This is a genomic window from Aequorivita lipolytica (genome assembly GCF_007997135.1).
GTDB classification, from domain to species: domain Bacteria; phylum Bacteroidota; class Bacteroidia; order Flavobacteriales; family Flavobacteriaceae; genus Aequorivita; species Aequorivita lipolytica.
This window is the reverse complement of record NZ_VORU01000009.1, coordinates 82,117-104,269: the sequence shown is the minus strand read 5'-3', so window position 1 is coordinate 104,269 and position 22,153 is coordinate 82,117. Positions and strand designations below refer to the sequence as shown.

The window sequence follows — 22,153 nt, the reverse complement described above, 5'->3', positions numbered from 1 at the left end:
AATGATTTTTTGAATTTTATATGGTTTAAATTTTACCTATTTTTACCAAATAAACATTTTTTTAAATGAATTCTTCCACCACCCAAAAACTAGATATCCATAAAGTTGCATCTTCAAGAATTGGAGAAGTAGATTTCAACAACCTTACCTTCGGAAGTACTTTCACAGATCACATGTTTGAATGTGACTACAAAGATGGGAAATGGCAGAACCCAACCATAAAACCATACGGCCCGCTTACAATTTCGCCAGCGGCAAAAGTTTTTCATTACGGTCAGGCTGTTTTTGAAGGAATGAAAGCCTACAAAGATGAAAACGGAAATGTTTGGCTGTTTAGACCTGAGGAAAATTTTAAACGAATTAATAAGTCTTCAACCAGAATGGCCATACCAGAGTTTACAGAGGATCTTTTCTTTGAGGCTCTAACTAAACTTGTAAAAATGGACAAAGATTGGGTGAAACCTGGTCTTGGAAATTCACTTTACATCCGTCCCTTTGTAATTGCAACCCAAGTTGGTGTTTCGGCATCGCCTTCTACGGAATATAAATTTATGATTTTAATGTCGCCAGCGCAAGCATATTACACAGGCGATGTGCGAGTAGAAATTGCAGAACATTACAGCCGTTCCGCAAACGGCGGCGTAGGTGCGGCAAAAGCTGCAGGAAACTATGGCGCACAGTTTTTTCCAACAAATTTAGCTCGCGAAAGAGGTTTTCAACAAGTAATCTGGACCGATGCCAGCGACCATAAATATTTAGAGGAAGCAGGAACGATGAATGTATTTTTTCGTGTAAATGATACACTACTCACCGCACCAATTAGTGACCGAATCTTAGATGGTGTTACCAGAAAAAGTGTAATTGCGCTTGCAAAAAGAGACAATATAACTGTTGAGGAAAGACCTGTTATGGTTTCAGAAATCGTGGAAGCCGCAAAGGATGGAAGTCTAAAGGAGATTTTTGGCGCTGGCACTGCAGCCGTTATTAGCCCAGTTAGCGCTTTTAGCTATAAGGAAACTATCTTTGAACTTGAAAAGCAAGAAAATGGTTTCGCAAGCCGATTCAAAAAAGAATTGATGGATATTCAATACAACAGAAGCGAGGATCCATTCGGCTGGAGATACGAAGTTTTGTAAAAAACAAAACTTAAATTCCAAGCACCAAATTTCAAATCTCAAAAAATCAAATTCCAAATTTCAAAAAGTCAGAACCTTTGGAGTTTGGAATTTCTTTTTTGGTGCTTATGATTTGGGATTTTCTTTTTCAAGAATTTCTTTAATGTTAGGCTTAAAATAATTTGGGCCTTTTAAAACTTTTCCGTCTTCGCGATAAATAGGCTTTCCGTCTTCGCCGAGCTTGCTCATATTACTTCGTTGTATTTCACTGAATACTTCTTCAATTTTATTTTGCATTCCATGCTCGATGATAGTTCCGCATAAAATATAGAGCATATCGCCCAGAGCATCTGCCACTTCAACAAGATCATTGCTGTTCGCTGCTTCTAAATATTCTTCGTTTTCCTCGCGCATAAGTTCATAACGAAGCAGATTTTTCTTGATTCCAAGTTCGGCGGTGGGAGTTTCTTTCATCCCCAATCCAAATGCTTTGTGAAATTCGGAAACTGCGGCTATTTTATTCTTCATATTATAACTTTAAGGTTGTAAATTTGCTTTGTAAAACTACAAAATTATGTTTACTACCGGCCAATTGGTTTTCGCTGTTTTATCTACTATTGCCTTCGTTATTATAATGGTTTATAGCTATCGTGGGGACAAGAAACTTCATAAAAAACAATACAAAGGGTCTCTTTGGGTTCTCGTTGGCTTTATTGCCTTTATTCTTTTCTTATTAGCCATAAAAACATATTTAAAAAACTAATCTTATAAGGCGCGTCTGCCAGTTTTATTGAATCACACAGTGATCTCAATTCGTTTTATCAAAATATTTCCGCAATTCATCTATTAAAAATACCCCGAAGTAGGTATTTTTTGTGATTCTTCCATATCCTATTTTTGTCCCAATTCATTTAAAATGTTCAATTTCAATATCGAGAAATTGATCGTAATTGAATTGGCAATCTATTTATTAAAAAAGGAAAAACCCTTGAGTGCATTGCGAGTGAGGAAATAGTTTTAGCAATTTTTTCTCTTTGAGGAGGGAGTAAATAATTGTAAAAATGAAGCAATGCACCATAGGTTTTTATTTAAGAGCAATGAAATTTTAAAAAAATTACATTCAAATCATCAAAAAAATAGATTCGTAAAAGAGTAACCTAAACCAAATTAATATATTATGAAACTAAAATTACTATTTCCGTTCTTATTAGTATTTACAATCCTCGTTGTAAGTTGTGAAAAAGAGGAGTCTGAACCAGAGCCAGAACCAATAGAAATTAATGAAACTTCTATTATACCTTCTTCTACCTTTGGACGCCAAAACAACTATTTGGGGTGTATTGAAATTTCAAGCAGAATCACCAATATACAGGTTTGGGACCACGGAACCGTTGATGGCGATATTGTATCCATAATCGCAAACGGCAATGTTATTATTGATGAACAAACACTTGACGGCCCTTCTAAGCCAATAAGCGTTGATTACGATTTTGGATATAACGGATTCAACTATGTTACTCTCTATGCGCACAATCTGGGAGATATCGCGCCAAATACTTGTACCATTGCAATAAACGGAGTTGAATTTATTCTAGAAGCAAACTTAGACGCCAATGGATCCGTTGATGTAATAGTAGATGGTTATGGCGTTGACTGCAGCGATGCCGGCGGCGGCGGAACTGGAGGTGGCGGCGGAACTGGCGGCGGCGGAAGTAATAAAGGCGATGTTAAATTCTGGACAAACCAAGATTACGGTTGCGGGCCAATAACTGTAAATCTAAGCGGAGTTGGCAATAGCACCATTAGTGGTTATTATTATGCCGGCTCACCAGATTGCACACCAGACGGCTACGGAGGAAACTTTAACGACCTTACGGCTGGCACATATAGTTACACGGCAAGTTGTCAAGGATCTAACTGGGACGGTTCCATAACCATTACAGAAGATTCATGTTTGCGTTTTCAGCTAACTTTATAAGTGTTTTTTAAATTGTTTAAAACGAAAAAGCTCTTCGCGTTAACGAAGAGCTTTTTTTATTAAAAAATTCTTTTAGTTTACTGCAGGTAAATTGCTGTAGTTTTTAGAATAGAACATCATTTGCTCTGCAAAAGCATTTGGCTGTTCTACGCTGAAACTTTCAATTTCACCGTTATCGTTCATTTTTGGAACAAGCATAGGATTCACAAAACCGCTATAGGGCGCTGAATCAAATTGTTCGTTGCGCTCTAAAATTTCTTTGTGAATATTTTGATCAACTTTTACACCGTAGGTTTCTACTAAATTTTCCACTGCAGCATAATCACCTTCACTTTTAATGCGTTGTGTTTCGCGAAGCAATTGACCGAACAAGTCGTGAAGTTTATCATAATCATTGATGTTATAATAGGTTTTTCCGTCGCGGGTAATTTTTTCGATTACGTTATCGGCTTTTCCTTTTTCGAATACCCAAGCTGAAACCCACTGGCGGTTACGCATATGCGCTTCTTCAACGTTATCGCCAATATTTAAGCGAATTAATTGCGTCATCAAACCATTACGGATGTAACCGTCGTAAGCCGTCATACCTACTTTTTTCCAATCATCAACCAAGCCTAATTCCTGAAGTTTTGGGTTGTACAAATAGTAAAGTCCAACTAAATCTGCACGACCTTCCTCCAAAGTGGAAGCGTAATTTTTTAAGGTTTCTTTGGTTTCACCAACGCCTGGATTTAACTGTCCAGAAGCGTGACCAATTACTTCGTGAAGCGCTGTATGAAGTTTATCGGCCTTCTGCCCATATTTTTCTTCCAGTTCAAGTTCTTCGGTATCGTTTACAAATTCTTTTAATCTGCCAGTACTTCCAGCATTATTGTAAGCTTCAATAATATTTCCTAAGGAAACAGATTTGCTCCCTACCGTTGCACGAATCCAGTTTGCATTTGGAAGATTTACCCCAATTGGCGTACTTGGAGAAGCATCACCCGCCTCGCCTGCAACGTTCACTACTTTATAAGTAACACCAACAACACTGTCCTTTTTATGTTCTTCCATTAAAGGAGAATTGTCTTCAAACCACTGTGCGTTTTCAGAAAGCACCGCCATTTTTTCAGACATATCAAAATCTTTAATCTGTACGATAGTTTCGTAAGAACCTGTGTAACCGAGTGGGTCGTTATAAACTTCAATAAAACTGTTTATGTAATCAATATTGCCTTCGGTCGCCGCAGTCCAAGCTACGTTGTAGTCATCCCAAGTTTGAAGATCTCCAGTTTTGTAATATTGAATTAAAAGGCCAATAGCATCGCCCTGAGCTTTGTTTTCAGCAACACTTTGTGCTTTTTCCAACCATTCAACGATTTTGTCTATTGCTGAACCGTAAAGTCCGCCAGATTTATAAACCAATTCCTTAAGCGATCCATTTTCCTTTACCAATTTTGAATTCAAACCAAAAGACAATGGTTTTTTAGGATCCGGAGATTTCTTTTTAGCATAAAAATTTTCCACATCTTTATTTGTAACGTCTGGACCGTAAAAATTAACAGCACTTTGCGCTACATTGTCCACGCCTTTTGCTTGGTTTACTTTTTTAGAATCTTTATCGTTAAAGATTACTTCAAAAGCTTCGCCTTCCAGCGTAGTATTGGTATCTGTTAATAGTTGCTTTAAATATTCCGAAGAAAATTCAGGCCTCAGTTTATCATTTGAATAGTGGTGGTGAATACCGTTGCTGAACCAAATTCTTTTCAAATAAGTCTCAAAGTTCTTCCAGTTTTCAGTGTTTTTATCACCATTATAATTAGTGTAAACATTTTCCAACGCTTTTCTAATAGTAAGGTTGTGACGGTAGTTTTGGTCCCACATAATATCTCTTCCCGCCAATCCGGCTTGGGTAAGATAGTACACAAGTTTTTGCTCTTTTAAGGTAAGTTTTTCCCATCCAGGAATTTGGTAACGCAAGATTTTCACATCACCGAATGTTTCTACATTATAATCAAACTCTGTGGATGCTGTTGTTTCCACTTGGGCTACGTCTTTTTCCGTATTGTTGTCATTACAAGAAAAAAACAATAAACCACATATTGCCATTGCAATAAAAAAGGTCTTCTTCATTTTAAAAAATTTATAGATTCCCGCAAATGTACTAAAATATTATTCGCAATATTATAATGGCAGAATCACACAAAATGGTCTAGGCTAATTTTTAAAAGCATCAATGAAATTTCACTATCTTAGCGACACCAATCAACACCACACCAAATGAAAATTTTAAAGTATTTATTTTTTCTTCTTCTTATCATTATTATAGGCAGTGCTATTTACTTCGGCACAAAGGATGGAACTTATGACATTCAGGATTCAATGGTAATACAAGCTCCGCCGGAAGTTGTTTTCAATAAAGTGAATGATTACAAGAGCTGGGAAAATTGGGGACCTTGGAAAAAAGAAGATTCTACAATAACTTTTACATATGCCGAAAAAACTAGCGGGGAGGGCGCTTCCTACTCATGGGATGGCCAAATAAGCGGTTCTATGACTACTACGAAAGTGATTCCAAATAAAGAAATAGAACAAGATTTAACTTTGGACACCCCTGCCGGCGAAAGAAACCCGAAAGTATATTGGACTTTTGAAGAAGCGGAAGGCGGAACAAAAGTAACGTGGGGAATGAAAGGAGAACACACCTTAATTGATAAAGCCTATTATTCATTGAGCGGAATGGACTTTGATTCTGAAATGCACAAAATGAATAAATCAGGTTTGGAAGGAATTGCTGAAGAAGTAGCCGAAGATATGAAGCAATATTCCATAAATGTTGATGGTGTAACCCAATACGGCGGTGGCTATTATATGTACACAACTTCGGTGGCAAAACTTAGCGAGCTCGATGAAAAAACAGAGCCGATGATGAACGTGGTAATGGATTTTATTACGAATAATAACTTGAATATGGCAGGCAAGCCTTTCACCCTTTACAATGAAATAGACAATACAAACAATACAGTTATTTTTTCAACAGGAGTTCCTGTAAAAGAAAGAGTAATTACACCCGAAGGCAGCCCAGTGGTTTGCGGATTTATGGAGCCTGTCTCAGCTGTAAAAGTTTCGCTTAAAGGAAATTACAAGCACCTTTCCGAAGCATATACCAAAGGAAGACAATACATAGAAAAGAACAGCCTTCAAGCAGATCCAATGGGCAAAACGTTTGAAGTTTACGTTACTGACCCCGAAGAAACGCCAAATCCCGCCAATTGGTTGACGGAAGTTTACATTCCAATAATTACGGCCCCTGAACCAGTTGAACAAGGATTATAAATGAAGCAATTAGCATTAGTTTTTTTAGGTGGTGGCTTGGGAAGCACTTTAAGATATGGGTTTTCCAAATATTTAAACAACTACGAAAATGGGATACCATACGGAACTTTTGCCGCAAACATTTTAGGGAGTCTGCTAATAGGTATAATTCTCGGCCTCGCTTTAAAAAACGAAACACTTTCCCAAAACACAGTCCTGTTTTTGGCCACAGGTTTTTGTGGCGGGTTTACAACTTTTTCAACTTTTGCTTATGAAAATCACGTTTTCTTGAAAAGTGGTGATTTTATGTCTTTCGCATTTTATACTCTTGCAAGTTTTGTAGTAGGCTTTGCAATGGTTTTTTTGGGAATATGGTTGGTAAAATACATTTAATGTTTTCCAAAATCCTTCACTCCCGCCTCTATTCTAATTAAAAGATCGTTTTCTTTTGGTGGGATTGGGCAAGAATAGCGCGCACTATATGCACAATATGGATTATAGGCTTTGTTGAAATCTATAACTATTGTATCACCTTCCGGAATTCGCTGGTCTAAAAATCTTCCACCGCCATAGGAGCCATCACCGCTGGTTAAATCTGTAAAAGGCAGAAAAAGATAATCCTCATAGCCTGGCTCATCATAAGGTTCGGTGCTCTTGAAAAGATTTAGAACAAAGTCTTTTTCATGGATTGAAAAATGTGCCTCGCCATATTTTACATATTCGGGTTTGCGAGATGTTGTTGTTGGCATCAAGAATGGTTTCTCGTTTGGGGTGCGAACAAAAGCTGCTTTTATAATGAATTTTTCCTCTATCGGATAAAACTCCAAGCCTTTAAACTTTTTAAAATCCTTTGGTTCTAAAATAGTAGTTTCAGGATTGCTGAACTCCTCATTCAGTTTAATTTGTTCAGCTTTGCTTTCGGAAATAAGAGCTTGGTCCTGAGCGGAAATTATAGTACTGAATATTAAAAACGAAAGAAAGACTAAATGCTTCATAAGTTGTTTTTAGTAAAAATAGAAAAAAGACAATTAGTGATCCATTTTATTTTTGGATGATTTTTTTTACTACATTTGATTTTCAGTATAATAACAAATGAACAATAACACATACACCTGCCGCAGATACCAAGTCATTTCAAAGAAGAAATGCCGGCGATGTATGTATTGATTATATAGCAATAAGTTTATACAATATAAAAACGTCCCGGCTAAAACCGGGACGTTTTACTTTTATACCACCAACCAAAGATGAAAAAAATTTACACCAACTATTTAGCAAACTTTCGCGGACTTTCCCGGGAAATCTGGCTATTGTCTTTGGTTACTTTCATCAATCGTGCTGGAGCAATGGTTATCCCCTTTTTATCATTATACCTTATAAAGGTTGAGGGGTTCGATCTTCCTCAAGTGGGTTGGATAATGTCTTGCTTTGGCCTGGGTTCCTTAGTAGGAACTTATATTGGCGGAAGATTAACCGACTCCATCGGCTTTTACAAGGTAATTCTTGCCAGTCTCTTTTTAGGTGGTGTTGGATTCATATTTCTGCAATATTTAAATACTTTTTACGGATTTTGTATTGGTATTTTTATTCTAACATTAATGACCGATGCCGGACGTCCCGCAATCTTTGTGGCGGCAGACGCATATAGCAAACCAGGAAATATAACAAGAGGTATCGCACTAATTCGTTTGGCAATAAACTTGGGCTTCTCAATTGGACCATTGATAGGGGGATTAATTATTGCGCACATAAGCTACACCTCTCTTTTTTGGATTGACGGACTTACTTGCATGATTGCCTCTTTAGGGGTATTTCTTCTTTTACAACCAAAAAAACAAAAAGATAAAAGTGAAGAAAAGCCTATTATAAAGAAAGAAGGAATTCCTCCATATTTGAATAAATTATTTATTCTCTTTTTTATTATTATGGTAACAAACAGTCTTGCTTTTGTTCAATATTTTTCGGTGATGCCAGTATATTATGAACAAGCCTATTTTCTTTCCGAAGATGTTATTGGCTGGTTACTATTTATAAATGGAGCAACCATTGTAATTTTTGAAATGCCACTTATTGCTTGGCTGGACAGAAAAAAGATATCAAAAACGATGGCTACATTTTGGGGTATCTTCTTTTTAGGGCTTAGTTTTCTAGTATTGAATTTTACCAGCTGGACCGGAATTTTGGTAATCGCTATGTTGCTGATGACATTGGGAGAAATGATCGGGTTTCCGTTTTCAAATGCACTCGCTTTAGAAATGGCGCCCAAAGGAAGAAAAGGCAGTTATATGGGTATGTACAGCATGAGTTTTAGCTTCGCACACTTAATTGGCCATAATGGAGGTATGAATCTTGTAAATAGCTTTGGCTATTTCAACACTTGGACGTTCTTTTCAATCTTTCTACTTTTTATAGCTGCGCTAACGATTTGGCTTTATTTTCTGTTGAAAAATTCAAAAACAGGAAATATATAGTTTATAACTGAGGTTTCTTCTTTGCGCGTCGTTGCTTGCGTGAAATAATAATTGCATCCAAACATGAAATCATCAAACCAATACCTGCAAACAGGCACATTAGCCTAACGAAGGTAGCCCCGAAAAATTCCAAACCTGTAAAACCTAATAACGCCGTAACGATGGTTACAATCAAAAAATGGAAAGTATAGTTTTTCATAAGTATAGGATATTTAAGAATTTAGAATTGTTTTAATGCACTTCACTAATTTTGTATAATTCAGAAATTTTAGCCGCCATTTCAAAGAAAAAATTATTTTTGAAATAATTTTAAACGAAAGTAGTAGCAAAGCGCGTATTGAATTCTTAAAAAGTAACCAATTGTTAGATTTTTAACACAGCATTTTACTTTAAAGGTTTCAAATCATTGTTTTTTACAACGTGCGAAAGAACAATCTGGGTTTTTGTTTCGCCATAAATAATGAGCTGGTCAATAAAAGATTCCAAATGTTTCTGGTTTTTGAGCACTACTTCCATCACAATATTTTCGTTTCCGGTAATTCTGTAACAGTTTAGAACTTCTTCGTATGTTTTCACGATTTCCAGAAAGGGTTTCAGCTTTCCCATAAAAGCTCTGAGCGTAATAATGGCCTTAAATTGATAGCCCGCCTCAAAAGGAGAGACGAAGGTAAAATAACCATTTATAATACCAGAATCTTCCATTTTCTTTATACGTTCCGAAACTGCGGGTGAACTGATACCAACCTGTCTTCCAATTACCGTATTAGGCTGGCGCGCATTTTTCTGAAGACAATTCAAAATTTTCCAATTTAAAACATCTATAGCCATATTTAAGTTATTTGAAAAAAATCATTAATATTTAAAGCAAATATATTTAATTACATTAATATCGATTGCCAAATGAATAAAGATGTGATTAAATTTGATTCGCTTTAAAAAAGAGAGAAAGAAACATGTCGTCGCATCCCTTCGGAAAAAATTCGCAGTCCGCTATTTATGAAAAAGCCTTAGATATATTTTCTTTGGCTAGAAATATTTCTACATATATAGGACACGATTTAGCACAGTTACGAAATAACGGTGCTGAAGATCCCAATATTTATTTTACGGGAGATATAGTACAACAGTCCGTATCCTTGGGCCCACAGATATTGAAAGCCGAAAGTCAATTATTTGTTGAGGAAAAATATAGATACGCAGCTTCAGTGCTGCGACTTTCAAACTTGCTTTATAAAAATTGTGAACGTTTGGAAAAAGCAAACAGTAATGGAAAAGATTTTTTACCGATTCTTCGTAAAGAGTTAAAAAAATTCAGAAAGCTTCAATACACTTGGAGGCTGACGCTTTAGTCTAAAAAAGCTCTAGATATCCAAATAACACAAATTATTTATCATAAAAAACCGATTCGTTCGGTAATCAGCGGAACAATCTTGGATCCAAATTCATCTTTGCCTTTTTTATAACTTTTAGTTTTTCAAAATCCTTGTGAGATGGATTTATTAAAATATTGTTCTCTTGATTCAAGACGGCAGAAGGTACTCTCATTGCCAGACTTTCTTTTTTTCCAAGCCAAGCAGATCCCAACATTTGCAGTTGGTTTACCGCCTTTTCAGTGGTCCATTTGGGTTTAAGAAAATCAACAGATTGGATTGTTTTTATAGCTTTATCAGGAATTTCAACTTCTACAAATGAATAATCCAAAGGCAAATCGGCAAATTCAACGTGCACAATAATTTCCAATAAACTCAAAGAAAGGTTTTCTGAAAAATACAACATAGAATCTCCTGCTCTATTCCATCTACCTCCATATAGACGAGCTCCTTCTCCCGAAAAATCATCAATGTATTGTATTTTTGAAATTCTGAAAATGCGCACAATTATGAGGGAATTCCGTGAGAAATGCGCCCAAGGACATTTTTAACATATTGGATACCAAATCGAGTATCTAAAAAATCCAGTGGTTGCTGACCGTTAAATATGTAGGGCTTTGAGTGTAGCCAATTTTGAAAATTATCCAGGGTTTCAAAAACTTGAATTCCCTCTGAAACTACTTCAGCAATTTCAAAAAGTTGTTCTGAACTGGAAACACCTAAAAGGTCATCATCTGCCTTTCTTTGTAAAGTTCGGTGTGAAATATGTAGCAAATCACTCAATCTGTCCATAGAAATATTCAGTACTTCACAAATGGAATAAACCACACTTTTGGGCAGGCCTTTTCTTGTAATAGCAATAAGATCAATATCACTATTTACCGCTTGCCCTACATTGCCAATACCGCCCAGCACTCCGACAATTCTTTCAAAAGGATTATCTATGAGATAAAAAACTTCTGGCTCTTTAATCAAATTAACATCTGTATGGCTTTCATATTTTTTCATAATCACGACATTTGACTCAAAGATACGTATTTTTGTCGTGACCGAAAATTTTTTTTACATATTTCGTCTATATTGTCCCCCCACCTCAAATAATGCTTCGGTTATTTGGCCTAAGGAACATACTTTTGTGGCTTCCATCAAATGCTCAAACATATTTTCATTATGTATGGCAGCATCCTGAACTTTTTCAATAGAATCAGATGCTTTGTCGGCATACATTTTATGAAGATTCTTTAGTGTTTCAATCTGAACTTGTTTTTCTTCTTCCGTAGCGCGTATAACTTCGGCAGGAAGTACTGTGGGCGAGCCTTTACTGCTTAAAAAGGTGTTTACACCAATAATTGGGAAATCTCCATTATGTTTTAATGTTTCGTAATAAAGACTTTCTTCCTGAATTTTACTCCGTTGATACATTGTTTCCATCGCTCCCAAAACACCACCGCGCTCCGTGATACTGTCAAATTCTTTTAAAACGGCTTCTTCCACAAGATCCGTAAGTTCTTCTATAATAAAAGAACCTTGGATTGGATTTTCATTTTTTGCCAATCCTAATTCCTTATTAATTATTAACTGTATAGCCATAGCACGACGCACACTTTCTTCGGTGGGAGTAGTTATAGCTTCATCATACGCATTTGTGTGCAGTGAATTACAATTATCATAAATAGCGTACAAGGCCTGAAGTGTAGTACGTATATCATTAAAATCTATCTCCTGCGCGTGCAGAGAACGTCCTGAAGTTTGAATGTGATATTTCAACATCTGAGCTCTCGGATTTGCACCATACTTTTCTCTAAGTGCCTTTGCCCAGATTTTTCGAGCCACACGACCAATTACCGCATATTCGGGATCAATTCCGTTGCTGAAGAAAAATGATAGGTTTGGTCCGAATTCATTGATGTCCATGCCGCGACTTAAATAATACTCCACATAGGTGAAACCATTGGAAAGTGTAAAAGCCAGCTGTGTTATTGGATTCGCGCCAGCTTCTGCAATATGATAGCCGCTTATGGAAACCGAATAGAAATTGCGAACTTTTTTCTCAATGAAATATTCCTGAACATCACCCATTAGCCGCAAAGCAAACTCTGTTGAAAAAATACAGGTATTCTGCGCCTGGTCTTCTTTCAAAATATCTGCCTGAACAGTACCGCGCACCTGTTCCAAGGTCTCATATTTAATTTTATTATAAACCTCAGAATCCAAAACTTGATCTCCAGTTACTCCTAGTAACATAAGCCCTAAACCATTATTAGTTTCGGGAAGCTCGCCATGATATTTTGGATGGTCAATTCCCTTTTCATTATATATAGCCGCGATTTTATTTTCAACTTCTTCTGTTAAATCATTTTCAATAATGTATTTTTCACAGTTTTGGTCAATGGCTGCATTCATAAAAAAGCCGAGTAACATAGGTGCGGGACCATTAATAGTCATACTTACCGAGGTCATTGGGTGGCTTAAATCGAACCCTGAGTAGAGTTTTTTGGCATCGTCAAGACAACAAATAGAGACACCTGCATTACCTATTTTTCCATAAATATCAGGTCTTAAATCTGGATCATTTCCGTAAAGTGTAACACTATCAAAAGCCGTGGAAAGCCTTTTGGCCGGCAAGCCCATACTTACATAGTGAAAACGTCTGTTTGTGCGCTCTGGCCCTCCTTCTCCCGCAAACATTCTTGCTGGGTCTTCTCCTGTTCTTTTAAAAGGATATAGTCCTGAAGTATATGGAAATTCACCTGGCACATTTTCTTGAAGTACCCATTTTAAAATATCGCCCCAAGCTTGGTATTTTGGTAAAGAAACCTTTGGAATCTGAGAATGCGAAAGCGATTCTGTGTGTGTTTTTATATTTATTTCCTTTCCACGAACCTGAAAGCTATAGACTGGTTTCTTATATTTATTTACCTTTTCATCCCAACCGGTAATTACCTCCCAATTGTAAGGATCTAAATTCAATTTTTCGCGATCAAATTCAGCGAGCAATAATTTTAATAAGTCTTTATTTTTATCTGAACTTGCGATCGACTCAGAAACAATCCCAGCTTTATCCAATTCCGGTCTTTTTCCTGAAACTGTTTCTATTGTTTTGAAAATTCCATAGAGTTTTTGAGCAACTTCGGCTTGCTCAGAAGCTCTTTTGTCGTAAATTCTATTACTTTCTGAAATTTCTGAAAGATAACGCGTTCTTGCAGGTGGAATAACGAAAACCTTTTCTTCCATTTCTTCGGAAACGTGAAAATCGCTCTTAAGATCGGAATCGGTCTTTTCAGCAATCTTTTCCATCACCGCTTTGTAAATTCTGTTCATTCCGGGATCGTTGAACTGCGATGCAATGGTTCCATAAACGGGAAGTTCATCTTGCGGAGTATCCCAAAGTTGATGGTTGCGAACATATTGTTTTTTTACATCACGCAAAGCATCCAAAGAACCACGCTTGTCAAATTTATTGATTGCCACCAGATCGGCAAAATCAAGCATATCAATCTTTTCTAGTTGTGTAGCCGCACCAAATTCTGGAGTCATTACATATAATGAAACATCACTGTGCTCAATTATTTCTGTATCACTTTGGCCAATCCCTGAAGTTTCAAGAATAATCAAATCATACTCAGCAGCTTTTAAAACCTGAATGGCTTCCGAAACATATTTTGATAGCGCAAGGTTGCTCTGTCTCGTCGCCAGACTTCGCATATAAACTCGTGGCGAGTTAATGGCATTCATCCGGATACGGTCTCCCAACAATGCCCCGCCTGTTTTTCTTTTAGAAGGATCCACAGAAATAATTCCAATTGTTTTTTTTGAAAAGTCAATCAAAAATCTTCTTACAAGTTCATCTACTAAAGATGATTTTCCTGCGCCACCTGTTCCTGTAATCCCTAAAACCGGAGTTGTGACTTTCTTATTTTTTATATGAATTTTATCAAGTGTTTCTTTTGCTATTTCAGGAAAATTTTCAGCTGAGGAAATAATTCGCGCAATAGCCCCACTATCTTTTTTGGCAAGTTTTGCTTCTTCACCATTTAATTTATCGCCTATGGGAAAATCAGATTGCTGCACTAAATCGTTTATCATTCCTTGAAGTCCCATTTCACGCCCGTCATCTGGCGCATATATACGGGTAATTCCGTAATCCATCAATTCTTTTATTTCAGAAGGAAGAATAACGCCACCGCCACCACCGAAAATCTTAATATGTCCAGCACCTTTCTCCTGCAATAAATCATACATATATTTAAAATACTCATTGTGCCCTCCTTGATAAGAGGTCATAGCGATTGCATTGGCATCTTCTTGAATTGCCGTATTCACCACCTCTTCTACACTTCTATCATGGCCCAAATGAATTACTTCTACACCAGTGGATTGGATAATACGCCTCATAATGTTTATAGCTGCATCGTGCCCATCAAATAGAGAAGCAGCTGTAACGATTCGGACTTTATATTTTGGTTTATAAGGACTTACCTGTTTCATGATTTGTTTATCAATTATTATTTATTCCGCAAATTTAGTCAAAAGCTAACGAACATAATACCTTAGACCCCTATTGATGTGCTAAATATTTCAAAAATGCGTTGCATTATTTCAATATTTTTGTATATTGCGGCATCAATATTAAACAATTAAAAATATAACATTATGAAAAAAATTTACTTATTAGCTTTTGCCTTAGCGGCTTTTACCTTTTCTGCAAATGCGCAGATAATTAATGACGATATAGAGAGTTATGATTTAGGCCCTCTATTTGAAGCACATTGGTCAAGTTGGGCTGGAGTACCTGGTCCTGATAATGCGGTTGTGTCTGATGAATTTGCAAATTCTGGATCACAATCCATTTTTATCTCAGGGGACGGTGTTCAAGATGCTTTATTACTGTTAGGAAATCAATCATCCGGTGAATATTTATTGACCTTTAAAATGTACATTCCTTCAGATAAAACGGGTTACTTTAACTTTCAAGGTGCTACAGAAAACGGAGGTGCCGGAAATGGTGGCCTTGGTGTATTCAACTCAGGAAATATTACTTTCAACTTGGAGGGTTTAGCTCCTGGAGTTGTTGAAGACATTGATGCTGATGGAACTGTATACAATACTTATGCATACCCACAGAATTTTTGGTTTGAAGTGAAATTTCTATTTGACGTAGACGCTCTTACATATACACTATCTATTGATGGTGTAGCTGGTGTTCCAGTTGCTTTTGGTGGAGACGCTACTGTTGGAGGAATAGACTTTTTCTCAATTGATGCAAATAACGAATATTACGTAGATGACGTATTGTTTACTGATGCAGCCGGAGCTGAAGATTTCGCTACAGATTCATTTAGCGTATATCCAAACCCTGTAAAAGATATTTTGAATATCAGCACTAAAACTGCTGTTGACAATGTTACAGTTTACGATGTTTTAGGAAAATCAGTTCTTGCAATTCAGCCAGATGTTGTTTCTCCGAAAATTGACATGAGCGGACTTGCTTCTGGAGCTTACTTAGTTAAAGTAACTATTGGAGGTACTTCTAAGACTGTTAAGGTTATTAAATAAGTTTAACACAAGTCAAATTTAATATAAAGCCCTTCAATTTTGGAGGGCTTTTTTATACCTGAATTCCACATAAATTAAAATCATGACATTCAAAAAAATCTTTCTTTTCTGTTCCTTATTCGCTTTAACCTCTTGCGCCGAACTTCAGCAAGTAGTGAATACACTGCCAAATCAAACAACAATGGATCCATCAATGATTGGAAACGGATTAAGACAAGCCTTGAATTTTGGGATAGATAAACAAGTGACCAAGCTCACCCAAAAAGATGGTTTTTATGGAAATCAGTTGGTAAAAATCATGTTACCACCAGAATTACAAAAAGTAGATCAAACCCTACGTGATATTGGTTTGGGGAGTCTAGCTGATGAAGGTATAAAAGCACTGAACAGGGCGGCAGAAGATGCCGTTAAGGAAGCCACGCCCATATTTATAAATGCTGTAAAACAAATTACTTTCACAGATGCAAAAAATATTTTGCTGGGACCCGATAATGCGGCTACAAGTTATTTGGAACAAAGAACCAATAACGCTCTTTATTCAAAATTTAACCCTGTAATAAAAAAATCTTTTTCTAAAGTGGGGGCAGATCAAATTTGGACGAATATTATTACCAAATACAACGCTGTGCCTTTTGTTACCAAAGTAAATTCAGACTTAACAGATTACGTAACTAATCAAGCTTTAAATGGGGTTTACAAAATGATAAGTGTCGAGGAAAAGGATATTCGAAACAACCTATCGGCAAGAACAACTTCACTTCTTCGACAGGTTTTTGCGCTGCAGGATTAAACGAAATTAAACATATTAATTGCTATATCAGAATACTATACCATTCCATTACTCTCGTGTTGATAATATTTTACCAACACTTCCTTTTCGTATAAACAAATCGTACATATATTCAAGATACTCATTGCGCCATGTTTATAGAAAGTATGAACGATTGCGTTTATTTTTTACTGCAGACGGTATTCATAACCTCTTCCAAATTCACATTACAACTTAAATGGATAACTTCAACCACTGCGCGCAGTATCTTTGAATACAACGAGTAATATTGATTCCGAGTTTGTAGCCGTCAAACAATAAGGCGACAGTAACAATGCGGGCTATGATTTTTGGTTATCAGATTTTTTATATTGTACAGTAAAGTATATTAATTCAATGAATTAAAGTCTAATGAAAACATAATAAGCAAAGTGCTCCGATAGCTCTTTTGGCATCATAAACTTTTAAGAAATGTATGGAGATGTTTAATATTTTTGTATCTTACAGCATCAATATTAAACAATTAAAAATTTAACATTATGAAAAAAATTTACTTATTAGCATTTGTTTTAGGAGCTTTTACATTCTCTGCAAATGCACAATTTAATGACGATATGGAGAGTTATGACTTAGGTCCTCTTCATGAAGCTCAATGGTCTAGCTGGACCGGTGTTCCCGGTGCTGGCGACATTATCGTTAGTGACGAGTATGCGAACTCTGGATCGCAATCAGGTTTTGTATCTGGTGATCTGGTTCAAGACGCATTATTACTTTTAGACAACAAAACTACGGGTGCTTGGCAAGTAGATTTTAAAATGTACATTCCAGGTGGAAAATCTGGATATTTTAACTTTCAAGGACAAACTGAAGGTGGTGGTGCTGGAGGTGGCGGTAACGCAGGCGTTTTCCTTTCTCCAAACTTAGTTTTCAATAACGTTCAAAGTACTAGTGGAGCTCCTGGTTTAGCTGGCGCTTATGGAAATGTTGATGATCCAGATCCTCTATACACTTGGAGTTATCCTCAAGATTTTTGGTTCGATGTATCGATTATTTTTGATATAACCAACATTTCTTGGACTATGACTGTTGATGGAGTTGAAATTCCAACGCAGCCAATGGATGCTGCTCCAATTCTAGGAGGTATCGATTTTTTCTCTTTCGATGCTAATAATGAGTACTACATTGATGATGTGGTATTTAGTGATACAGCCGGAACTGAAGATTTCGCAACCGATTCATTCAGCGTATATCCAAACCCTGTAAAGGACATTTTGAATATTAGCACTAAAACTGCTGTTGACAATGTTACAGTTTACGATGTTTTAGGAAAATCAGTTCTTGTAATTCAGCCAGATGTTGTTTCTCCGAAAATTGACATGAGCGGACTTGCTGCTGGAGCTTACTTAGTTAAAGTAACTATAGGTGGTACTTCTCATACTGTTAAGGTTATTAAATAAGTTTAACACAAGTCAAATTTAATATAAAGCCCTTCAATATTGGAGGGCTTTTTTATATCTGAATTCCACATAAATCCAATCATCATATTTAAAAAAGTATTGCATTTATGCTCGGGGCAGATCAAATTTGGAATAGTATCATTACTAAATACAACGCTGTGCCTTTTTTACCAAAGTGAATCCAGACTTAACAGATTATATAACTAATCACGCTCTAAATGGAGTTTAAAAAATGATCAGTGTTGAGGAAAAGGATATTCGAAACAACTGTAAATCAGCATACTTTATGATACCCTTAACTCCTATTAGCCCTGTGTTAACAACTGGTAAGTTATCTTTGTGAAAGGCAAAGATTATATTATGAATAGTTGGTTTAAGAAAAAATCTAGAATTGAAATACTAAAAGAAAGATACAGGTCATTAATGAGACGATCTTTTGAAATAGCATTGAAGAGTCCAAAAAAAAGCGAAAAAATACACACTCAGGCAGAGAAAATTTTTCAAGAAATTCAATATCTTTCCTTCAGGCATGCTGATAAGTAAAATTGTATTAACGCAGTGTCTTGAAGTATTTAAAAGCATCTTTTAAACGGGAGCCGTACCAACTAAAATATTCTCCATCCACTTTTTTCACTTCAGTTTTAAATTCATTTTGTAATGCTATCACATCACTGTCTTTAAATGGGTAAGGCTCAGTAGAAAGCAAGATCAAATCTGCCTTTTCGAAATCATTAATTGATACTTCCGGATAACGATTTATATCTTCTGTGAATACGTTTTCAAAATTATTTTCGCGTAACAGAGAATCAATGAATGTTCCTTTTCCCGCTGCCATATAAGGATTTTTCCAAATTAAATAGAGTACTTTTCTAGTCTTGGAGTGTTCAATGTAACTTCTAAAATTCTCCACTTCGCTACTAATTTGTGAAATTAGTTCCGAAGCTTCTGAAATTGTTCCAAAAATTTCGCCCAATTTTTTAATCATCACAACGCTCTCTGGAATGTTTGCAATATCGCTTATCCAAACCGGTGCAATATCTGCCAATACCTTCACCATTTCTTCGGTATTTTCTTCCTTATTACAAATAATAATATCTGGCCGAAGCGATTTAATTTTATCGAAGTTTACGTTTTTGGTACCGCCCACGATTGCCTTCTCGCTTTTCAAATCTGACGGATGTACACAAAATTTTGTAATACCCACAAGATTATTTCGCAAACCAAGATCCACTAAAAGTTCTGTTTGTGAAGGAACGAGTGAAATGATTCGTTCGGGTGTTTTAGAGAGTTTTACTGTTCTTTTTAATTGATCAAGAAATTCCATCAAGTATAGCCTTCATTTCAACTTGAATAATTTTTGCTTCCCCAGCTGCAGCTTCCGCAAAGTCTTGTTCCTTAGAGGCATATATTATTCCTCTAGAAGAATTTACAAGTAGATTAATATCTTTCGTCATTCCATATTTACAAACTTCCTTCAAGCTTCCACCCTGCGCTCCCACGCCGGGAACCAATAAAAAACTGTCTGGAACAATTTTGCGAACCTCAGCAAGATATTCAGCTTTCGTTGCTCCAATAACGTACATAAGATTCTGCGCATTCTTCCAGCTTTTGGAGATTTTTAAAACATGCTTGTAAACCTCCTCCTTCGCTATCTTTTTAGTTTGAAAATCATACGCACCTTCATTTGAAGTAAGTGCAAGAAGAATGGTATGTTTGTTTTCAAAAGCCAGAAATGGTTCCACAGAATCCTTTCCCATATACGGAGCTACCGTAACCGAATCAAACCCCAAATCTTCAAAAAAAGCTTTGGCGTAACGAGAAGATGTATTGCCAATATCGCCACGTTTCGCGTCGGCAATTGTAAAAATTTCAGGATAAGTTTGATTTAAATAATTGATTGTTTTTTCTAAAGATTTCCACCCTTTAATTCCGTATGCTTCATAAAAAGCCGTATTGGGTTTGTAAGCTACAGCATATTGTTGCGTTGCGTCTATAATCGCTTTGTTGAAAGAAAAAATGGGATCCTCTTCCTCTAAAAGAAAACTTGGAATTTTTTCGAGGTCAACATCAAGGCCCACACAAAGAAAAGACTTCTTCTTTTTTATTTCTGAAATTAAATTTTCTGTAGTCATAATATCCTCTGCCTAATGACATCTCCCAAAAGCGGAGAATTGCTAAAAATTTTATGTGAAACCTTAGAAGGTTTCACCCGTCTCCTTCAATTTTTCTGTGTTGCTTACCAATTGTAGCTCATCAATTATTTCCTGAACGTCGCCATTCATGATATTGCTAAGATTGTACAAGGTAAAATTTATACGGTGATCTGTAACGCGACCTTGTGGATAATTGTATGTTCTAATTTTTGCGCTACGGTCTCCACTGGTAACCATCGAGCCGCGTTTTAGAGCGTCTTCGGCTTGTTTTTTTGCCAATTCCATGTCGTACAATCTGGAACGAAGTACCTTAAAAGCCTTCTCTTTATTTTTATGTTGCGATTTTTGGTCTTGACACTGAGCAACTATGCCTGTGGGAACGTGCGTTAAACGAACCGCAGAATAGGTTGTATTTACCGATTGCCCACCAGGCCCCGAAGAACAAAAGAAATCTACGCGAACATCTTTGGGGTTTACCTCTATATCAAATTCTTCCGCTTCCGGAAAAACCATTACGGTTGCAGCACTGGTATGTACCCTGCCCTGAGTTTCGGTTTGGGGAACACGTTGTACGCGATGTACGCCGGCTTCAAATTTAAGGGTTCCGTAAACATCTTCACCTTCTATTTCCATATGAACTTCCTTAAACCCACCACTGGTTCCTTCGTTGAAATCCATGATGTTTGTCTTCCAACCCTTTGCTTCGCAATACTTGGTGTACATTCTGAAAAGATCGCCAGCAAAAATACTTGCCTCATCACCGCCCGTTCCGGCTCTAATTTCCATCACAGCATTTTTAGCGTCTTCCGGATCTTTCGGCACCAAAAGAAATTTAATTTCATCTTCCAGTTTTGGCAAGCGATTTTTTGCCTCATCCAATTGAAGCTTTGCCATCTCAACCATTTCGGCATCGCTGCCGTCAGATATTATTTCTTCGGCTTCAGTAGTATTGTCGGTGAGTTCCAGAAATTCTGATCTTTTATCCATCAAAATCCTCAAATCTTTATATTCCTTATTTAATTGGATATAACGCTTCTGATCGCTCAATATATCTGGTTGAATAATGAGATCGCTCACCTCGTCAAAACGTTGTTTTATTATTTGAAGCCTGTCTAACATATAGATTTTATAATGGGTGCAAATTTACAATTTTTTAGTTGAATGAAAACGATTGTACAGGGTTTCAACTTTTAAACATCTTTTAAGAAAATCCCAATTATTTTAAACGCGTAGTTATGTAATAGAAGTTTCTATATTCTTTGCATTCTTTAAGTCCAAAAAGGAAAAGTGCACAAACGTATAAAGACTAAGCACCAAAAAAATTCTTGCCAAATAATCAAATGTGGTGCTGTATACAAGATTGTAATAAGCTATACCCCGAAATATTTCACCAAAAATTAATAAAAAAATTAAAATCGTAAAATTCATTGACTGTGCAGTATTGACGGAATGATTGTATAAAAGAGCTAGAAAAATCAGTAAAATTCCACAGAGGGCATCTAGGATCATGAAGATATATTGTGTGTTGCTCAAGATCATTTCTTTCATAAGTTCAATTAATTGAAAAAACAAATAACCGTTCACCATTACAATCACAATAAAAAGAAAGGTAAACGTTTTTGAAAGATTTTTTAAATTCACTTTTGGAACAATATACAAGAGAAGGATTAAAAAAGCAATAAAATTTAATATCATTGAAATACTCGCCATTGTTCCATTTTCATACCAAACCGTTGTAATGCTAGATGCGCCATAAAAGAAAAGAAACCCTACCAACCACTTTTGGATATTTTTTCCATGGGAAATTATTAAATAAAGTAATGTTGTGTAGCAAATAATTCCCCGTAATAAACGGAACAAAAAGTAATTCTGAAACATTAAAGCGGTGATGCTTAAAAGAATGAAGAAAATGGCCAGAATTCCCAAGACCAGTTTGTAATTTTTAAAGAAAAGTTTCGCAGACATTCGCTATTTATGAGATGAGAGCGAA

Annotated in this window: 22 protein-coding genes and 1 pseudogene; 11 read left to right on the top strand and 12 right to left on the bottom strand. The window is 36.3% G+C overall.

What is annotated here, in order from left to right; genetic code table 11:
• Positions 1 to 65: 65 nt before the first annotated feature.
• The gene (locus tag ESV24_RS11185; RefSeq protein WP_111816464.1) at positions 66 to 1,136 is read left to right on the top strand and encodes a branched-chain amino acid aminotransferase; all 1,071 of its coding nucleotides are present in this window, start codon (positions 66 to 68) and stop codon (positions 1,134 to 1,136) included.
• Positions 1,137 to 1,241: 105 nt separating this feature from the next.
• Here the strand turns inward: ESV24_RS11185 and ESV24_RS11180 are convergent, their stop codons facing one another.
• Entirely contained in the window at positions 1,242 to 1,643 is a 402-nt protein-coding gene (locus ESV24_RS11180; protein ID WP_111816465.1) for a pyrophosphohydrolase domain-containing protein, read from the bottom strand.
• Between the two features lie 649 nt (positions 1,644 to 2,292).
• Between ESV24_RS11180 and ESV24_RS11170 the strand changes: the two genes are divergently transcribed.
• Positions 2,293 to 3,093 (top strand): hypothetical protein, encoded by an 801-nt coding sequence (locus tag ESV24_RS11170; protein ID WP_111816467.1) that lies wholly within the window; start codon positions 2,293 to 2,295, stop codon positions 3,091 to 3,093.
• Positions 3,094 to 3,165: 72 nt separating this feature from the next.
• Here the strand turns inward: ESV24_RS11170 and ESV24_RS11165 are convergent, their stop codons facing one another.
• A complete protein-coding gene (locus ESV24_RS11165) occupies positions 3,166 to 5,205 on the bottom strand; it encodes a dipeptidyl-peptidase 3 family protein (protein ID WP_111816468.1) in 2,040 nt (679 codons plus the stop codon).
• 147 nt (positions 5,206 to 5,352) lie between these two features.
• Here ESV24_RS11165 and ESV24_RS11160 point away from each other — a divergent pair, with 147 nt between their 5' ends.
• Together ESV24_RS11160 and crcB are read left to right on the top strand one after the other, a co-directional pair.
• On the top strand, positions 5,353 to 6,408 hold the full coding sequence (locus ESV24_RS11160; protein WP_111816469.1) for an SRPBCC family protein: 1,056 nt from the start codon (positions 5,353 to 5,355) through the stop codon (positions 6,406 to 6,408).
• Complete coding sequence (crcB, locus tag ESV24_RS11155) at positions 6,409 to 6,780, top strand: fluoride efflux transporter CrcB (protein ID WP_111816470.1); 372 nt, start codon at positions 6,409 to 6,411, stop codon at positions 6,778 to 6,780. It abuts the gene before it with no gap.
• On the opposite strand, the gene ESV24_RS11150 is transcribed toward crcB, so the two are convergent.
• Positions 6,777 to 7,382, bottom strand: coding sequence for a DUF1684 domain-containing protein (locus ESV24_RS11150; RefSeq protein WP_111816471.1), 606 nt, complete (start codon positions 7,380 to 7,382; stop codon positions 6,777 to 6,779). The two genes, crcB and ESV24_RS11150, sit on opposite strands and share 4 nt — an antisense overlap.
• A gap of 252 nt (positions 7,383 to 7,634) precedes the next feature.
• On the opposite strand from ESV24_RS11150, the gene ESV24_RS11145 reads away from it, so the two are divergent.
• Positions 7,635 to 8,858: an MDR family MFS transporter gene (locus ESV24_RS11145; RefSeq protein WP_111816472.1), complete on the top strand. Its 1,224-nt coding sequence runs from the start codon at positions 7,635 to 7,637 to the stop codon at positions 8,856 to 8,858.
• 1 nt (position 8,859) lies between these two features.
• Here ESV24_RS11145 and ESV24_RS11140 read toward each other — a convergent pair whose 3' ends face one another.
• Positions 8,860 to 9,057, bottom strand: coding sequence for a DUF1328 domain-containing protein (locus ESV24_RS11140; RefSeq protein WP_111816473.1), 198 nt, complete (start codon positions 9,055 to 9,057; stop codon positions 8,860 to 8,862).
• A gap of 185 nt (positions 9,058 to 9,242) precedes the next feature.
• On the bottom strand, positions 9,243 to 9,686 hold the full coding sequence (locus ESV24_RS11135) for an Lrp/AsnC family transcriptional regulator (RefSeq protein ID WP_111816474.1): 444 nt from the start codon (positions 9,684 to 9,686) through the stop codon (positions 9,243 to 9,245).
• A 125-nt stretch (positions 9,687 to 9,811) separates the two neighbouring features.
• Between ESV24_RS11135 and ESV24_RS11130 the strand changes: the two genes are divergently transcribed.
• Positions 9,812 to 10,207, top strand: a complete 396-nt coding sequence (locus tag ESV24_RS11130; protein ID WP_111816475.1) for a hypothetical protein — start codon at positions 9,812 to 9,814, stop codon at positions 10,205 to 10,207.
• A 67-nt stretch (positions 10,208 to 10,274) separates the two neighbouring features.
• On the opposite strand, the gene ESV24_RS11125 is transcribed toward ESV24_RS11130, so the two are convergent.
• The 3 genes from ESV24_RS11125 to ESV24_RS11115 are packed head-to-tail and all read right to left on the bottom strand — an operon-like array spanning position 10,275 to position 14,716.
• Positions 10,275 to 10,733: an RES family NAD+ phosphorylase gene (locus ESV24_RS11125; RefSeq protein ID WP_160110623.1), complete on the bottom strand. Its 459-nt coding sequence runs from the start codon at positions 10,731 to 10,733 to the stop codon at positions 10,275 to 10,277.
• A 2-nt stretch (positions 10,734 to 10,735) separates the two neighbouring features.
• The gene (parS, locus tag ESV24_RS11120) at positions 10,736 to 11,236 is read right to left on the bottom strand and encodes a type II RES/Xre toxin-antitoxin system antitoxin (protein ID WP_235004042.1); all 501 of its coding nucleotides are present in this window, start codon (positions 11,234 to 11,236) and stop codon (positions 10,736 to 10,738) included.
• Positions 11,237 to 11,290: 54 nt separating this feature from the next.
• Positions 11,291 to 14,716 (bottom strand): methylmalonyl-CoA mutase family protein, encoded by a 3,426-nt coding sequence (locus ESV24_RS11115; protein WP_111816477.1) that lies wholly within the window; start codon positions 14,714 to 14,716, stop codon positions 11,291 to 11,293.
• A gap of 165 nt (positions 14,717 to 14,881) precedes the next feature.
• Between ESV24_RS11115 and ESV24_RS11110 the strand changes: the two genes are divergently transcribed.
• From ESV24_RS11110 to ESV24_RS15680, 5 genes and pseudogenes are all read left to right on the top strand, one after another.
• A complete protein-coding gene (locus tag ESV24_RS11110) occupies positions 14,882 to 15,784 on the top strand; it encodes a T9SS type A sorting domain-containing protein (protein ID WP_111816478.1) in 903 nt (300 codons plus the stop codon).
• Positions 15,785 to 15,866: 82 nt separating this feature from the next.
• On the top strand, positions 15,867 to 16,574 hold the full coding sequence (locus ESV24_RS11105) for a DUF4197 domain-containing protein (RefSeq protein WP_111816479.1): 708 nt from the start codon (positions 15,867 to 15,869) through the stop codon (positions 16,572 to 16,574).
• Positions 16,575 to 17,092: 518 nt separating this feature from the next.
• On the top strand, positions 17,093 to 18,010 hold the full coding sequence (locus tag ESV24_RS11100) for a T9SS type A sorting domain-containing protein (RefSeq protein WP_111816480.1): 918 nt from the start codon (positions 17,093 to 17,095) through the stop codon (positions 18,008 to 18,010).
• A gap of 110 nt (positions 18,011 to 18,120) precedes the next feature.
• Positions 18,121 to 18,236: pseudogene (locus ESV24_RS15540) on the top strand (DUF4197 family protein); the annotation flags it as partial.
• Positions 18,237 to 18,370: 134 nt separating this feature from the next.
• Positions 18,371 to 18,553 (top strand): Lacal_2735 family protein, encoded by a 183-nt coding sequence (locus ESV24_RS15680; protein ID WP_111816481.1) that lies wholly within the window; start codon positions 18,371 to 18,373, stop codon positions 18,551 to 18,553.
• Between the two features lie 7 nt (positions 18,554 to 18,560).
• On the opposite strand, the gene ESV24_RS11085 is transcribed toward ESV24_RS15680, so the two are convergent.
• The 4 genes from ESV24_RS11085 to ESV24_RS11070 all read right to left on the bottom strand — a co-directional run bounded on the left by ESV24_RS11085 (position 18,561) and on the right by ESV24_RS11070 (position 22,128).
• Positions 18,561 to 19,334 (bottom strand): ABC transporter substrate-binding protein, encoded by a 774-nt coding sequence (locus tag ESV24_RS11085; RefSeq protein ID WP_111816482.1) that lies wholly within the window; start codon positions 19,332 to 19,334, stop codon positions 18,561 to 18,563.
• Complete coding sequence (gene pyrF / locus ESV24_RS11080) at positions 19,321 to 20,142, bottom strand: orotidine-5'-phosphate decarboxylase (RefSeq protein WP_111816483.1); 822 nt, start codon at positions 20,140 to 20,142, stop codon at positions 19,321 to 19,323. The genes ESV24_RS11085 and pyrF overlap by 14 nt, the downstream gene beginning before the upstream one ends.
• A gap of 63 nt (positions 20,143 to 20,205) precedes the next feature.
• Entirely contained in the window at positions 20,206 to 21,282 is a 1,077-nt protein-coding gene (gene prfA, locus ESV24_RS11075) for a peptide chain release factor 1 (protein WP_111816484.1), read from the bottom strand.
• Positions 21,283 to 21,396: 114 nt separating this feature from the next.
• Positions 21,397 to 22,128, bottom strand: a complete 732-nt coding sequence (locus tag ESV24_RS11070) for a hypothetical protein (RefSeq protein ID WP_111816485.1) — start codon at positions 22,126 to 22,128, stop codon at positions 21,397 to 21,399.
• Positions 22,129 to 22,153: the final 25 nt, after the last annotated feature.